10 protein-coding genes are annotated in these 16,101 nt (G+C 46.0%); 3 read left to right on the top strand and 7 right to left on the bottom strand.

The features are described from left to right. Window positions 1–47: 47 nt before the first annotated feature. The 3 genes from K1X61_04890 to cphA form a co-directional block, all read right to left on the bottom strand. Entirely contained in the window at window positions 48–518 is a 471-nt protein-coding gene (locus tag K1X61_04890; GenBank protein ID MBX7107966.1) for a DUF4907 domain-containing protein, read from the bottom strand. Further along, window positions 515–1,795, bottom strand: a complete 1,281-nt coding sequence (locus K1X61_04885) for an aminotransferase class I/II-fold pyridoxal phosphate-dependent enzyme (protein MBX7107965.1) — start codon at window positions 1,793–1,795, stop codon at window positions 515–517. Before K1X61_04885 ends, K1X61_04890 begins: the two co-directional genes overlap by 4 nt. 98 nt (window positions 1,796–1,893) lie before the next feature. Next, complete coding sequence (gene cphA / locus K1X61_04880) at window positions 1,894–4,524, bottom strand: cyanophycin synthetase (protein ID MBX7107964.1); 2,631 nt, start codon at window positions 4,522–4,524, stop codon at window positions 1,894–1,896. A 346-nt stretch (window positions 4,525–4,870) separates the two neighbouring features. Between cphA and K1X61_04875 the strand changes: the two genes are divergently transcribed. Further along, window positions 4,871–5,746, top strand: coding sequence for a cyanophycinase (locus tag K1X61_04875; GenBank protein MBX7107963.1), 876 nt, complete (start codon window positions 4,871–4,873; stop codon window positions 5,744–5,746). 238 nt (window positions 5,747–5,984) lie between these two features. Here K1X61_04875 and K1X61_04870 read toward each other — a convergent pair whose 3' ends face one another. The 4 genes from K1X61_04870 to K1X61_04855 all read right to left on the bottom strand — a co-directional run bounded on the left by K1X61_04870 (window position 5,985) and on the right by K1X61_04855 (window position 14,625). After that, the gene (locus K1X61_04870) at window positions 5,985–8,822 is read right to left on the bottom strand and encodes a T9SS type A sorting domain-containing protein (protein ID MBX7107962.1); all 2,838 of its coding nucleotides are present in this window, start codon (window positions 8,820–8,822) and stop codon (window positions 5,985–5,987) included. Window positions 8,823–9,071: 249 nt separating this feature from the next. Beyond that, the gene (locus K1X61_04865) at window positions 9,072–9,998 is read right to left on the bottom strand and encodes an isoaspartyl peptidase/L-asparaginase (protein MBX7107961.1); all 927 of its coding nucleotides are present in this window, start codon (window positions 9,996–9,998) and stop codon (window positions 9,072–9,074) included. A gap of 316 nt (window positions 9,999–10,314) precedes the next feature. Continuing rightward, window positions 10,315–12,141 (bottom strand): tetratricopeptide repeat protein, encoded by a 1,827-nt coding sequence (locus K1X61_04860; GenBank protein MBX7107960.1) that lies wholly within the window; start codon window positions 12,139–12,141, stop codon window positions 10,315–10,317. 60 nt (window positions 12,142–12,201) lie between these two features. Beyond that, a complete protein-coding gene (locus K1X61_04855; GenBank protein ID MBX7107959.1) occupies window positions 12,202–14,625 on the bottom strand; it encodes a transketolase in 2,424 nt (807 codons plus the stop codon). A gap of 217 nt (window positions 14,626–14,842) precedes the next feature. Between K1X61_04855 and K1X61_04850 the strand changes: the two genes are divergently transcribed. Together K1X61_04850 and K1X61_04845 are read left to right on the top strand one after the other, a co-directional pair. Continuing rightward, complete coding sequence (locus tag K1X61_04850) at window positions 14,843–15,325, top strand: DUF1573 domain-containing protein (protein MBX7107958.1); 483 nt, start codon at window positions 14,843–14,845, stop codon at window positions 15,323–15,325. Window positions 15,326–15,417: 92 nt separating this feature from the next. Then, the gene (locus K1X61_04845; protein ID MBX7107957.1) at window positions 15,418–15,897 is read left to right on the top strand and encodes a DUF1573 domain-containing protein; all 480 of its coding nucleotides are present in this window, start codon (window positions 15,418–15,420) and stop codon (window positions 15,895–15,897) included. The last annotated feature ends 204 nt before the right edge of the window (window positions 15,898–16,101 follow it).

The following is a 16,101-nucleotide window of genomic DNA, read 5'->3' as shown; positions in this document are numbered from 1 at the left end:
ATGTTTAATATGTTAATATTGGATTTATGGCTGTTATTTAATGTACGTTATTCTGTTTTTACTCCCATCTTTTCCAGTTCTTCCGTAGTGATGGTTGGCGGCATTTCACCCTTATTGATTTTCTCAATCACTGCTTCTGCCACCGCTGCCGCCAGGGCCTGTGTCTTGAATCCTTTGTTGCCCGGCAATGCCGGAACAGATGCCTGATGTATTATCAGTTTACCATCTTTATAAATATCATAGCCGTAAGTATTGCTTTCAGAAGGAATAACCTGGTAGCTGAATCCGGCCGGCAGCGTATGTGACAATGCTGTTGTGGTTTCGCTTCCGGTATTTGCATCTTTTACGGGCGTATCTTCCCTGGCAATATTGTTTTGCTGCACCGTATTGCTATTGGCGGGCGGTTTACATGAAAGCATCAACTGCAGGCAGATCGCAAGAAGAGTGAACTGCAGCAGATGAAGAGATTTTCTTCTTAGATCATTAAGAGGCAGCACAAGGTGGAAATGATATTTCATGACAGTTGCTGTAATCCGGCTCTGAGTTTGGCAATAGATTCTTCGATCTCATTTGCTTTACAGGTACCCACGGAAAGGCGATACCACGTTGAATCATGAGAAGTACCGAATGCATAAAATGGCACGAGTGCTATGCCACACGTATTCAGGAGATAGGCCGTGATATCTTCGGTATTATGCAGGATGGTGCCGTTTGCGGTACGTTTGCCCTTCAGGTTAAACTGTACAGTGAGATACAGCGCTGCCTGCGGAGCGATGGCATCTACATTATGGCCTTCTTGCTTAAGCGACATCAGTCCATTGTAAATACCCCTCAGCCGCAGATCAATCTGCGATTTGAAATGTGACATATAAGTTTGAATATCATCACGCATCTCCAGGAAACGGGCCGTCGCCACCTGCTCCGGTTTCGGAGCCCATGCACCGATATGTGATGCAATTGATTTCATTTTATCAATAAGATCAGCAGGTCCAAATGCCCAGCCGACGCGCAATCCGGTGGCCGCGAAGGCTTTTGACAGGCCGTCCATGAAAATGGTATAATCACGCAATGCCGGCCGCAGTGCCACGGGATTATAATGAACCGTATTTCCGAATGTGAGCATCCAGTACATCTGATCATACAGGATATACAACGGCTTGCGGCCGCCACCGCGCCGTTCATTTTCTTCCAGCACGAGGTCACAAATTTCTTCCAGCGCTGATTTTGTAAGAGCAGTGCCGGTAGGATTTTGCGGCGAACACAAGGCAATCATCGATGCATCTTTAATATGTGGTTTGATGTCGGCTGCTGTGGGCATGAAATTATTTTCCGGTCTTGCATCTATCATAATAGGCCTCGCACCGGAAAGGTGGCAGTAGTGGTTATTATTCCAGGAAGGTACCGGGAATATCACACCGTCGCCCGGCTGAAGTAAGGTGATATAAGCAGTATAGATTGCAGGCCGTCCACCGCTTGTTATCAGTATTTCTTCCGGAGAATAATGCATGCCGCCATCGGCAAGAAAAAGGCTCACTTCTTTTCTCAGTTCTGCAATGCCATTCGCTGGCGGATAATTGGTCTGTTTATCCTGATATGAGCGGATAATTTCATTTTCCAGGGCAACAGGGATGGGAAATACTTTAGGGTCGAAATCGCCAATAGTAAAATTGAATATTTTCTCACCCTTCTTTATCTTCTCATTCACTTCAGCGGCCAGCTTGATGATCTCACTGCCGATGAGGGTTTCAGCCATTTCAGATACGATAAGTTTTCTTGCGGAAGCTACCTGGCTCATAGCGTTATTATTAAAAGTAATTTCATGATGTAAGCTTAGTCATTTTTCGACCTGCTCATTCAGGCAAGGTCAATTAATTATTCACAAGCCTGACAGGTTTATTGCGAATACATCTCCACACTGTCTTCCTGTTCTTTATAATGCATGATCATATCGAGCACATCAGGCACTACGTCGGAACAGATGGTGATGAAGGCTCCCTTTTGCCCGTTTTTAATCACATAGTCAATTGCCTCCGACTCGCTGGGTATCGTGGTGATTTTTTTGTCCTGATCCACATCCCTGATGCCTGATGTCATCAGTTGGATAATTTCTTCTGATGAACGGCCTCGCAGATTCTTATCCTGCCGGATAACGATTTCGTTAAAGGTACGGGCAGCAACACGTCCCAGTTCAATGATATCTTCATCACGGCGGTCTCCCACGCCGGCAATGACACCTACTTTAGGCGTTCCGTCAATCTTCTCTACAAACCTTGCGAGTTGTTCAAGGCCTGCATAGTTATGTGCATAATCTACCAGCACCTGGAAATTCTTGAACTGGAAGAGGTTCATGCGGCCGGGTGTGGTGGCAGGTGAAGGAATAAAGGTATGCAGGGCCGCGCGGATGTCTTCAATCTTGAATCCACGGAGGTGTACAGCGAGGATGGCCGGCAGCACATTTTGAACATTAAAAACTGCTTTACCGCCAAAGGTCAGCGGGATGCTGTTAATTTTTTCCACGCGTATTTTCCAGCTCCCCTTGCAGATGGTTACAAACCCGTTTTCCGCAACGGCGGCCAGTCCTCCGTCGGCAAGATGTTCCTTTATGCGTGGGTTATTTTCATCCATGCTGAAGAATGCCACCTTGCAGGCGACCGCTTCGCGCATCTTATACACGAGTTCATCATCGGCATTGAGGATGGCATAGCCGTCGGGCCATACACTTTCCGGAACAACACCTTTCACGCGCGCCAGTTGTTCGATGGTTTCAATTCCCATCAGTCCAAGGTGATCGGGCTGAACGTTAGTGACAATGCCGATATCACAATGATCAAAACCCAGCCCTGCCCGCAAGATGCCTCCACGTGCCGTTTCGAGCACGGCAAATTCAACGGTAGGATCTTTTAACACAAACTGAGCTGATACGGGGCCTGTGCAGTCGCCGCGCATCATCATCTGGTTCTGAATGTATATGCCATCCGTAGTAGTAAAGCCCACTTTGTAACCAACTTGTTTTACAATATGAGCGATCAGCCGTGTGGTGGTGGTTTTGCCATTGGTGCCGGTGACAGCGATAATGGGAATGCGCGCAGAACTTCCCGGCGGATAGAGCATATTGATTACCGGTTCTGCAACGTTTCGTGGCAAGCCATCCGTAGGAGCGAGGTGCATGCGAAAGCCGGGTGCAGCGTTCACTTCAAGAATCGCTCCGCCCGCTTCATTGATCGGCTGACTCAGATCGGGCGTCATGATATCAATGCCACAGATGTCGAGTCCGACAATCCGCGCGATTCTTTCACACATGAATACGTTGTCAGGATGCACGAGGTCTGTTACATCCGTAGCCGTACCACCGGTTGAAATATTAGCCGTCGGCTTAAGCCAAAGTTCTTCACCTGCAGGCAACACGGAATCGAGTGTGAGTCTTTTTTCATTCAGAATACTCATGGTGAAATCATCCACCCTGATTGCTGTCAGCACTTTTTCATGTCCATAACCACGCCGCGGGTCAGCATTTACCTCGTCAATCAGTTCGCGGATGGTGGATTTCCCGTTGCCTGTCACGGAAGCAGGCGTTCGTTTAGCCGCAGCAATAAATTTATAGTTGATCACTAAAATGCGGTGATCATAGCCGGTAATATATTTTTCAATAATCACTGCCCTTCCATAATGTTTGGCAGCAGCCAGTCCTTTTACAGCATCTTCCCAGTTGCGCAGGTTGGTGGTGGCACCTTTCCCATGGTTGCCATTGACTGGTTTGGTAACAATGGGATAGCCGATTTTCTTAATGGCATCACGCAGATCATCTTCATCATAACCGATCATCCCTTTCGGCACAGGAATTTCAGCCTGCTCCAGCAGGTTTTTTGTTTCTTCCTTGTCGCATGCAATTTCTACGGCAATGCTGCTGGTGGTGCTGGCAACGGTTGCCTGCACACGTTTCTGATTGACACCATAACCTAACTGTACCAGTGAATGTCGGTTGAGGCGAATGAAAGGAATGCCGCGTCCGAAGGCTTCTTCCACAATGGATCCTGTGCTGGGCCCGAGCCGGTATTCTTCCCTGATCTCGCGGAGATTCTGAATATCTTCTGCAAGATCATAATCCTTTCCGTCCACTAATGCCTGCGCAATTCTAACGGTGGCTTTAGCAGTGTAAATACCAGCTTCCGCTTCCATATAATTAAAAACTACGTTATAGACACCGCGTGTACCTGTTTCACGCGTACGGCCGAAACCTACATCCATGCCTGCCAGCGTTTGCAGCTCGAGTGCCATATGTTCAATTACATGGCCCATCCAGGTACCGGCTTCCACACGGTCGTAGAATCCTCCGCGTTTGCCTTCTGAACAGGTATGCTCAAACAGGCTGGGGAATAATTTAAAGAGCCGTTCCTTGAATCCCGGGATTTTATTGGTCGGAAAATCTTCCAGCTCCTGAAGATCAAGTTTCATCACAATCAGTTTATGCCGCCGGATCGACCAGTAATTCGGCCCGTTCATGGCACGTATGTTCAGTATTTCCATAGCTTATCTGCTGTTTACAGGGTGATTAATTTTTATTACGAATTCCTGTAGTGCATAATCGTACAATTTTCTGAAAGTTTCTTCAAAAAATACGGATGAAATTTTTTATCCATGAATGCAAAAACATCAGATGCTGCGTGGCAGGCGAAATCGATGGAACCAGGCATCCGGATGTTGTTAAAGCAGGCCAGCGCCACGGTCATATGCATTTGCATTCATTTTGTTTAACCGGCAATAACCTGTCAGGTAATGCATTTCCGGGCAACTGATGTGGAAATCATTTTTCACGCAATCAATTCTATTCATGAAGTTCAGTTATTTTTGCAACAATCATCCAACGTTTTTCATGAATCATCCTAAAGGGAAACTGATTGCCATTGGTGGGGCAGAAGACAAGGGTACCGACCTCGAATTAGGTGTAATACATCGTAACAATCTTAATTTTTTTGAACTCGGCATCTTAAAAAGGATTGCTGCGGAAGCAGGCTTTCCTGATTCCCGGATTGAAGTGATAACCACTGCTTCTTCCTCGCCAAAAGAAGTAGGCGGCAATTATAAAAATGCATTTGAAAAAATAGGGTATCAGAATGTTGGCCATATATCCATTCGCAACCGGGATGATGCCGCGGACAAGGAATTTATTCAGCGCGTGAAGAAAGCGCATGTAGTGATGTTTTCAGGCGGCAATCAATACAGGCTTACCTCTACCTTCGGCGGCACTGAAATCCTGCAGATACTGCATGACCGTTATCAGCATGAAGATTTTATTGTGGCAGGCACAAGCGCCGGTGCCATGGGCATGTCGAATACCATGATTTATGAAGGCAACAGCGGGAGGGCCCACCTGAAGGGGGAAGTGAAAATCACCACCGGACTTGGCTTTAATAAGGATGTGATTTTTGATTCTCACTTCGACAAACGCGGCCGTTTTGCGAGGCTGGTGCAGGCTATTGGTGCCAACCCTTCCTGCCTGGGTGTAGGACTTGGCGAAGACACAGGAGCACTGATTACGGAAGGTAATCATCTCGAGATCATTGGCTCTGGCATGGTGACAATTATCGACGGGCATCAGATCAGGCATTCAAACATTGCTGATATTCCTGAAGGAACACCCATTTCGATTGAAAATCTTATTGTTCACTTCCTCACATCAGGTGACCGGTTCAATATTCAGCTTCGTAAAATGGAGGCGAAGCAGGTGGAAGAAAGAGTAGAAGAATAATAATGTCGTGCTTACCGGAAAAATCTCTGCACCATGTTCCGGTGGTTTTGCTTTATCAGGCAATAATCAAATACAATGCTCATTCAGTATTATACCATGCAATAACATCCGTTTGATTGGTAAATTATATGCATTTTCAATTATATGAAAATGCCGGAGTTGAAAGGGAAGGTTGAAAAAACGGTTTGAGGCAATATCAAATCAACGCCGGAAAAATGGCAGCGGGTAATGAAGCAGATCAGCGATTATCCTCAACAATCAGTTTTCCAATCGCAAAATTCTTGCTGATGACCGATATGAAATAAGTGCCGGAATGCAATTGTGCAATATTTACCGGAATGGTATTCTCACCGCTTTTAATAATCACGATTTGTTCCAGCAATTTTCTGCCGGAGATATCCGTGATATTAATTGTTGCCGGTTCTTCTGCGGAGGCATGGATTGTTAAATTAACTGAAGTTGAGGCAGGGTTAGGATATATGAATAGTGAATGCTGAGCGGCTTCGTCTCCGGTTTCGCCGGCAGACTTCATCATGCCGGTTAATTTTTTAATGGAAAGGTGATAGCAGGATCCTGAATATTCACCGCCGGGATTCAGCACTGCGACGTAAAATGTTCCCTTAATTAATTTATTAATGGTGATCTCCTCATTGCCTAAACCTGTATGATGTGAAACTTTTACAGGGTGAAAAAGAGAATCGTACAAAATGATATCAAAGTTCTTGGCGAGATTACTCAGGGTAATCTTTACAGGAAGATCAGACGTTTTTTTGATACTGAAATAATCTTTATCACCGGCATAATTCACCAGTGCGTCAAGTGACACCGGCTGACTGATGACGCCTAACGGATAAGCCGTTGCCCATGTATTGTTGGGTTCATATCTATCCAGGCAGCCAAGGTCGATATTGACAAACAATGCATCGGTGGTGGGTGTGGAATTGCTGGAAGGTGTATACGTATTAAGTGTTCCCAGCTCCGGACTCATGGTGGACACGCCGAATATCAATTGATTGTCATTGTAAACATCCAGGGCAGGTCCATACCCATCGTCAAATATTTCTTCTTCCGTGCCACCGTAATAGGTTGACCACAGCAGCTGGCCTTTATCGGAAAAAACTGCGATGAAAGCATCGCGTTGCCCGCTGATTAAAGGCTGGATTGCGTCCGATGTGCTGATCAGGCTGTCGCTGAGTGTTGTTCCGCCAATGACAATCATGCCGCCATTTAGCAATTTAATGCAGGAACCGATCTCATCACCGCTGCCACCGAAATAAGTGCCCCATACCAGGTTGCCGGTACTGTCCAGTTTTGCAAGGTAGGCATCTTCATACACCGTGGACGATGCAGGCCCGCTTCCGTTGAGTTCAGTCTGATGAACACCTTCAGTAGTCATGTATAATCCGCTGGCGGTTGGCCCTGTGATATAGATATTGCCGTCTCCGTCGGGTACAATTTCACGGCCACGTTCTGTTTTTAACCCGCCATAATAGGTGCACCATCTCTTTATACCTGATTTAGTGTATTTACCAATAAACACATCGTTGTTACCACCCACTTCCGACTGATGCACATCACCTAATGCAATGCCATCGGCGCTGGGTGTTGTACCTGAAATGAGAAGGTAACCAAAGTGATCCATGTGTATGTCGTGGCCGCGATCCTGGTCTGATCCTCCGAGATAGGTGGAGAATATCATGTTGCCGGATAATGTGAAACCGCAGATGAAAGCATCACCTGCTCCGGCATACACAGTTTGTGCTGCACCCGGCGTGGCAATATTGTCGGCACTCTCCGTATAACCGCAGAGGTAAACGCCAGTCTGATCAGCGATGCAGGAATAAGCCTGATCCTTTTGTGATCCTCCGTAGAATGTGCTCCAGGTCAGCATACCTGTTGTATCAAACCTGGAAAGGAACGCATCAATGAATCCCTGGTTGGTTTCCTGGTAGGCACCCGGAGTTGACATTACCTGCAGGCTTTTCGTCTGGCCGCAGATGAATAAACCGCCAAAACCATCGAGACACATGCCCAGTGCGAAATCATCGGATTCGCCGCCAAAATAGGTGCTCCATAATATAGTGCCGTCCGCTGTCAATTTAGTGATGAAGCAATCGGATATGCCCTTCTTGACCGTCTGGTAAGCACCGGAAGTTACGATACCGGATGGTGAAAATGTTTGACCACATGCATAGATATTTCCCAAACCATCTGCTTCTACCATTTCTATAATTTCATCTTTAACACCACCGTAGTAACGGCTCCAGGTAATTTCAGGATCAATTACAAGCGTTTCTCTTTTTGATTTCCCCTGATACTTAAAACTGACAATGGATCCTTTTGACTGGTATGGAATGATAAATGAATCTTTATCGGCAGTATAATAACTCAGTGGCGCTGATTCAACGATGCTGCCGGATGAAGGGAAAAGGGATATCAATTCACCACTCTCGCTGACAGCAGGTAATACAACACCTGCATACGATAACTGAATGCGGTTAATGTCTGCTCCGGGCTGAATCACAAAATCATACTTCAGCCGTGATCTTGCCGTACCTGCAACCGGTTTAACATAGAAAACCAAATTGATTCCCGGATAGATATTTTCATAGGTGACACGCTGAAAATGATGGATACCTGAAAAACTGCCGGCGGGTGAAAAAAAGTTCCTGATCTCCTCAGAGATGCCTGACGCTTTGCATACAGCATTCTTATCAGCGCCTGCCATGCGGATATCAGTTCTTTCATACCGGAATGTTTGTTGTTTCAGGCCGATGGACGAACCATCTTCATCACGAATCAATGGTGATTTTTTTTGCAGGCTTTCCGCAGTATCCTGCATGATGGAAACCAACTGGTATGAAAAAAAATCTTTGCCAAGGGCCAGGGTGAAGCCATCCTGCTCAAAAATGTACAGGATGTCGGAGCGGGAAACACCATTTTGATCCACTACCTGTCCTTTGTTTTCCCAAAATCCATAACCGCCCGCTTCACTGCGATTTCCGTTGTCAGCAACGGTGGCAGCTGGGAGGGTAGTGGTAATCAGCAAAAACAGCGAAGTAAATAGTGTTTTCAAATGAAAATAGTACTGTTTGAAAAGCTGCCGTGACGTGTTGGATCAGGTGAATTAATAAAAGAATTTGAACAAGACGAAAAATGCAAATTTGCTTTCAAAATCTGAGATTACAAAAGTGCCGGAATATTTATCGGGAAAGTCCGGCAACACGAGAAAGTGGCAACAAAGACTTTTTATGCAGGCACCATCCGTATTTGTGCAACAGCAACGCATACTGAACGGAGGAATACAATAAAAGAGCGGCATTCGCTATTTATAGATGGCAATGAATGCCGCATCATCGTTTTTGCGACATGCACGATACATGCCTTCGGAATTAAAGGGCATCTCGATGTTCCCAAAACGGTCGATGCTGATGAGGCCGCCTTCAGCACCCATATCAACTAATTTTTTATGCACTACAAATTCGCATGCTTCTTTCAACAGCATTCCTTTATATTCCATCAGCGCGGCAATATCGTACGCAACCACGGCACGGATAAAGTGTTCTCCATGGCCGGTGCACGAAACAGCACAGATTTGGTTATTGGCATAAGTGCCGGCACCTATCAGCGGACTATCTCCAACACGACCGAATCTTTTATTGGTTAATCCACCGGTGGAAGTGGCCGCAGCCAGATTGCCATCTTTGTCCAGTGCGACAGCGCCAACGGTGCCAAACTTTTTTTCACTGCCGTGATCCAGTTTCATCACATTTGCGGCAAGGGCTTGCTGCCACTGATCATACCGTTCCTGATTAAAAAAATAAGCCGGTTCTGCTACAGCAATTTTTCTTTCAGCGGCAAACTCGCTTGCACCTTCTCCGCACAAAAAAACATGCTCGGAATGCAGCATGATCTCTTTGGCCAGCGATACAGGGTTGCGGATGTTCCGGACTGCACAAACAGCACCTGCCCGCAGATCAGCTCCATTCATGATAGAAGCATCCATCTCATGTTTCCCTTCATGATTGAAGACGGAACCTCTCCCGGCATTGAAATAAATAAAATCTTCCAGGCTGCGCACAGAAGCTTCCACAGCATCCACGGCATTGCCACCGCTTTCGAGCAGGTGATAGCCAATGTTCAATGCCTGTTCCAGCCCAGCCCTGTAGATGCTTTCTTTTTCCGGCGTCATCAGTTTTTGAAGAATCGTTCCTGCTCCACCGTGTATTGCTATTCCGAATTTTTTTGACATAGTAAATTGAAGAAAGCAAAAGTAATCAAAGGATAGCACTGATAACCGGCCACACTGAAATCAATAATACGATCATTGGTTCTGCAGGTATTTTGTAATACAGAAATGGTAACAGGAGAAAGCAAATTTCCCGTTAACAGATTCTTTCCCGCCACTGCTTTCAATACAGAAATTATTGACAGAAACCTGTATTAATATTCAGAAGATGATAAGGTATTCAGCGGATAAGGTATTGTGACCGGATATTTTCCTGTAATAAAAGCATCGTCAATTTGTCACTGAACAAAAATGAGTTTCCGGCTGCAGCTGTATATCGCTAATTTTTTTGTTGCATCATGCTTAATGCCCTTAATCCATTCGCGGCATCCTGATGACCCGGATTCAGCTTTAATGTCTGCTGCCAGCACAACTTAGCCTGATCAAGCTGCCCGGTGGTATAGAAAGCGCCGCCCAGGTTATACCATGCATTTGCATTTCCCGGTGTGTACTTCACTGCTTTTTGCAGGTAGATAATACATTTTGCCAGCTCGTTTTTATTTGCTGCCTGCATACCCTGTTGGTAATATGTTTCGCCGAGGTATTTATCATAAACAATAAAGTTGCTGTTGGAAGGATCCACGATTCGGGCACGGCTCCATGCTTCTTCCGCCGCATCTGCACTGTCGAGGCGGCTATAGGCCACACCCATATTCAGCAGTGTTGTGATGTAATTCTTTTTAATTGATTCAGCAATCTTGAAATAGTCTATTGCCTGTCGTGCATACTTTCGTTTCACCGTATCATTTGCAGCCGAGTCGCAAAGTTTAATGAGCGAGACACCGGCATAAGTGTTGGCGCGCGCACTGTTTGATGATATTTTCACATCATGCAGAAACAAGGTTTCATTTGATTGCCAGTCCGCATTGCGCGTGATGGTCGCATACGAACTGAAGGCCAAAACCGGTAACAGCAACACAGCTGAGACTGAAAGCCGTATCGCCTCATTGGTCTTCCATCGCAACCAGATTCGTCTGCCGGTTTCCGCCAGCACGATGGAAAAAGGTACAGTGGCCTGGAATAAAAATCGTTCTGCCATCGGCGCGCCGATGTTTATCAGCAGGTTGGAGACGATAAAAATCCCCAACAGGTAAAATAACAGGCACCAGCCTATAACGTCTTTCTTTCTTAGCCCTGATATAACCCACGCAACCATCAAAAGATGTAAACAACAGGATAACCAAACTAATGGTGACGAGAAATTTACATAGGCCACCTGCCTGAAAGAATAATCATAAGTCAGCGGATGTGGCCAGAGGAGCAACTGAAGATAACGGAGCAACACCAGAAAAATGGTAGCATACTTTTCGCCGGTGGTAGCAAGTACGTACGGATTATCCATCACCTCTGTAATCTCTTTGTGATTAACCGGTAAAACGGCGAAGCGCATCAACAGGTAGAGCGCTGCTATCACCCAAAAGGGAATACTTTGCTTCACAATGAAGGCAAGAGGCTTCTCTGTAAAAAACCAAAGTGTGACGGGAATGATGGCAACAAAAATGATCCCGTTTTCTTTTGACAATAAAGCGAGCCCATAACAGAAGACGGCAAGCAGCGCGTGACGTTGTTTTTTGGAAACTGTCACATAGTGCAGCAGGAAATACAAGGTCAGCAGCAGGAAAAGCAGTGAAAAAATCTCATCTCTGCTTTTGATATTGGCTACTGCTTCCGTATGAATTGGATGTATCGTAAAAAGCAAAGCTGCGGTAAATGCTGCAACAGGATGCTGCCTGAAAATGAAGTCGCGGAGAAACAGCAGCAATACAATTGCCGTCAGCAGGTAAAAAATAATGCTGAAAAGATGATGGATGACCGCATTATTGCCGAACAGCGAGATTTCCGTTGCGAAGGCAATGAGGGAAAGCGGGCGATAGCGTCCGCCACTGAGATTTTTGCTGTCGCCGATGGCGCCGTAAAAACTGTCATGCGCCAGGATATCCGGAATCCCGCTGACCCCTTTCAGCACAAATTTGTTTTCAAGGATCACCATACCATCATCCAATGCATAGCTGTTGAACAGGGTATTGCCATAAAGCAATGAAGCCACTAATGCAATGATGATTAGCTGTATATTCCGTTGCTCGTAAAAACGAAGCTGCTGTGTCATTTATTCAATTCCATTGCCATTACACCGGCAACAACATCTGCCGGTTACCCATAAAAACTGTTAACCGATAGCCGGGTAATCTTCCGGAAACGCTTCCCGCATGATATCGTAGATTTTTTCGAAGATATCTTCCGGATTGGGTTTGCAAAAATAATCTCCGTCCGTCGCATATGCCGGGCGATTGGCTGTGGCAGTGATGGTAACCGGTTTTGCATCAAGGTATCGGTAGCCATTTTGTATTTCCAGCACTTGCTGCAGCATGTAGGCAGTGGCTCCACCGGGTACATCTTCATCTAAAAACACTACCCTGTTGGTTTTTCGGATGGAATCCACAATAGTATGATGGGTATCGAACGGTAGCAATGACTGCACATCAATAACTTCCACTGAAATGCCAGTGCTCTCCAGCTGTTCAGCGGCTTCCATGGCCACACGGCATGAAGAACCGTAAGTAACCAGTGTGACGTCCGTTCCTTCCTTCAGTATTTCGGTCACACCGGGCGTTAAGGTCATCTCACCGATATTGGAAGGCAGTTGCTCTTTCAGGCGATATCCGTTCAGGCATTCAATAATCAACGCAGGATCATCAGACAACAGCATCGTGTTATAATAACGGGCCGCCTGTACCATGTTTCGCGGAACCAGCAGGTAAATGCCACGAATTGCATTCAGTATCATTCCCATGGGAGAACCGGAATGCCAGACACCTTCCAGCCGGTGCCCTCTTGTACGGATGATGACGGGTGCTTTTTGTCCGCCGGCTGTGCGCCATTGCAGCGTGGCAATGTCGTCACTCATGAGCTGCAATGCATACAATAAGTAATCGAGGTATTGAATTTCGGCTATGGGGCGTAGCCCGCGCATTGCCATTCCGATGCCTTGTCCAATAATGGTCGCTTCGCGGATGCCAACATCAAATACACGTTCAATGCCATACTTGTTTTCAAGTCCGGAAAACCCCTGGTTGACATCACCAATTTTTCCCAGGTCTTCACCGAAAGCAAATAAGCGGGGTTCACGTGCCAGCGCAGCATCAAAGCAGTGGTTCATGATTTCAAACCCGTTGATCACCGGCGCATTTTCATCATACACAGGATTTACTTCATTCACCAGCAGGGCAGACTGTGATGACTGGCTGTGCAGGTGCGAAGTGTAGGCAGTGCGTTGCGCTGCTTCATACGATGTCTTCCATTGTGCAAGCTGTTCGCGCATCGGATGATTTTCCCTGCTGATGATGCGCAGTGCACTTTTTGCCGCGATGAGCACATCTTTCTTTATGGGATCAATGGCCGACAGGAGCCTATCACTGATGGCAGTAATGTCGGATGCATGCGAAGAGGTTTGTGCGATCTCCCCGAGCAATTCAGTCAGCGCCGAGATGGAGGCTTTAATCGGATTATTAAACGCTTCCCACGCGGCTTTGCGTTCATCATTTACAAATGCTTTGGCTTCTGCTTCAATTGCATCACATTCTTCCGCCGATAATATGGCGTATTGAATAATCCATTCCCGCATTTTCTTGTTACAGTCGAAAGTGCGTTCCCATTCAAGGCGTTCCCTGGTTTTATATCGTTCATGCGAACCGGAAGTGGAATGTCCCTGCGGCTGTGTTAGTTCTTTAATGTGAAATAATGCCGGTATATGTGTTTCACGCACTTTGGCAATACCTTTTTCATACGTTTCAATCAGTGAAACATAATCCCATCCGTTGACTACATAAATGTCGATGCCGTTGCCTGTTTCATCTGCCGCAAAACCAGCTATCACATCGGAGATACTTTGTTTCGTAGTCTGAAAAGTGATCGGCACGGAAATACCATAACCGTCGTCCCAGACTGAAATCGCCAAAGGTACCTTCAGCACGCCTGCGGCATTCAGCGTTTCCCAAAAGTGTCCTTCTGAAGTGCTTGCATCACCGATGGTGGCGAATACCACTTCATTGCCGTTATCTGAAAACTGCGTAAGATGTTTAAGACTGTCCATCTCACGGAATTTTTTAGAGGCGAGCGCCAGTCCTAATGCGCGAGGCATTTGCGTAGCTGTCGGAGAGGCATCCGCCGCTGAAATCTTCATGGCGGATAATTCCTTAAAGTTACCCTGCTCATCAAGCATTCTGGTGATATAATGGCCATTCATCTGCCTGCCGCCCGACATCGGTTCATGAGCCAGATCGGTATCAGCATAGAGCTGGGCGAAGAACTGCCTCACATCGCACATGCCGGTGGCAAAGGCCATTGTCTGATCGCGATAATAGCCCGACCTTATATCACCTTCCCGGAACACCCTGGCCAATGCGATCTGCGCAAGTTCTTTACCGTCGCCAAAGATGCCGAACTTGGCTTTGCCCCTGAGGACTTCCTTTCTTCCCAGCAAACTTGCTTCCCTGCTGATCATGGCGAGCCGGTAATCTCCTGCTACCTGCAGTTTGAATTCTTCAAAAGTCAACTGACCTTCACCCGGAGATGAGCCGGCTGACATTTTCATTCCCGACATATTTTGATTTTTTTCAAAAATAGTAAAAAGTGCTGCTAATACACGAGGTGATCTGAAACTGAAAATTTCATTGCTGTCATTTTTCCTTACCTATGTTGTACATGCACAGACTTAATTCTTAAAAAGTTGTTAAAAGTCTTACCGCCCTCTTAAATAATTTGGAAGGTAACTGCACAATTGAATAGTTTTGGGCAAATAAAAAAATAACATGAAGAAAATTCTATTCCTTTTCTGCCTGCTTCCGGCTATTGTGCTGGCACAAAACACGAAAGTGACACCAATGAAAGCAACACCGGCCGCTGTTGCTACGCCTGCTGCACCGGCAGTTCCGGCAGGGCCTGATGCGCCTATATTCAAGTTTACAGAAGAAACGTGGGATTTCGGTTCTATACCACAAGGTATTCCTGTAAGCCATGTTTTTTCTTACACCAATGACGGGAAAGAACCACTTATCGTCAGTCAGGCCACTGCTTCCTGTGGCTGCACCACCCCTGAGTGGACGAAAGAACCGGTGTTGTCCGGCAAATCAGGAACAGTGAAGGTGACCTACAATGCTGTGAAGGAAGGCAGCTTCAATAAGTCAATCACATTGTTATCGAATACCGGAAATCCCAAATACCTAACGATTAAAGGAACTGTATTACCAAAGGCTGCGGCTCCTGAAGCGACACCAGCCAAAGATGAAAAATAAAATGTGGGTTGCTATAATGTAGCGAAGATCCTGCAATAGAAAGCATAATCGTCATTAATTAAACTAAACATAAACTTAAAAACCAATTCATCATGAAAAAAGTAATTTTCTCTTTTGCACTGCTTGCTGTTATCGCTTTCCAGGGCTTTGCCCAGAATGCAACACCTGTGGCAGCACCTAATTCAACGCCGGTGGCTAATCCCAATGCCGGTGATTTCGCTTTCACTGAAGAAACACATGACTTCGGAAAAATTGCGAAAGGAACCCCCGTAAACTATGAATTCAATTTCACAAATAACGGGAAAGAACCTATCGTGATCAGCAATGTGCAGGCTTCCTGTGGCTGCACCACACCGAAATGGCCTAAAGAACCGATTCTTCCCGGTAAGAGTGCCTCCATCAATGTGCAGTATAATGCCGCTAACCCGGGAGGGTTCAATAAGTCTATAACCATTACCTCCAATGCTAAAACACCATCCAAGGTGTTGTATATCAAAGGAACCGTGGAAACACAAACAGAGCAAACCACGCCGGAGAAGCAGCCTAATATGCTGACAACACCCAATAACTAATCATTGAATTATTATACCGCAAAACTCCGCGACGCTTGTTGCGGAGTTTTTTTTTATAAGTGGCCGGAAAGCATCCGGTATTATCTGATTGTGCTGAAGGAAAATTTCAAGCTCATCTGCAAAATATTTTTGAGGAGAAATTGTGTGAGTGTAAACAGATCATTTTTTCACGAACCAACATATATACATCTCATTTTGCGAATT

This window comes from Chitinophagales bacterium (genome assembly GCA_019694975.1).
GTDB lineage: Bacteria > Bacteroidota > Bacteroidia > Chitinophagales > UBA10324 > JACCZZ01.
This window is presented reverse-complemented; position numbering and strand designations above follow the sequence as displayed.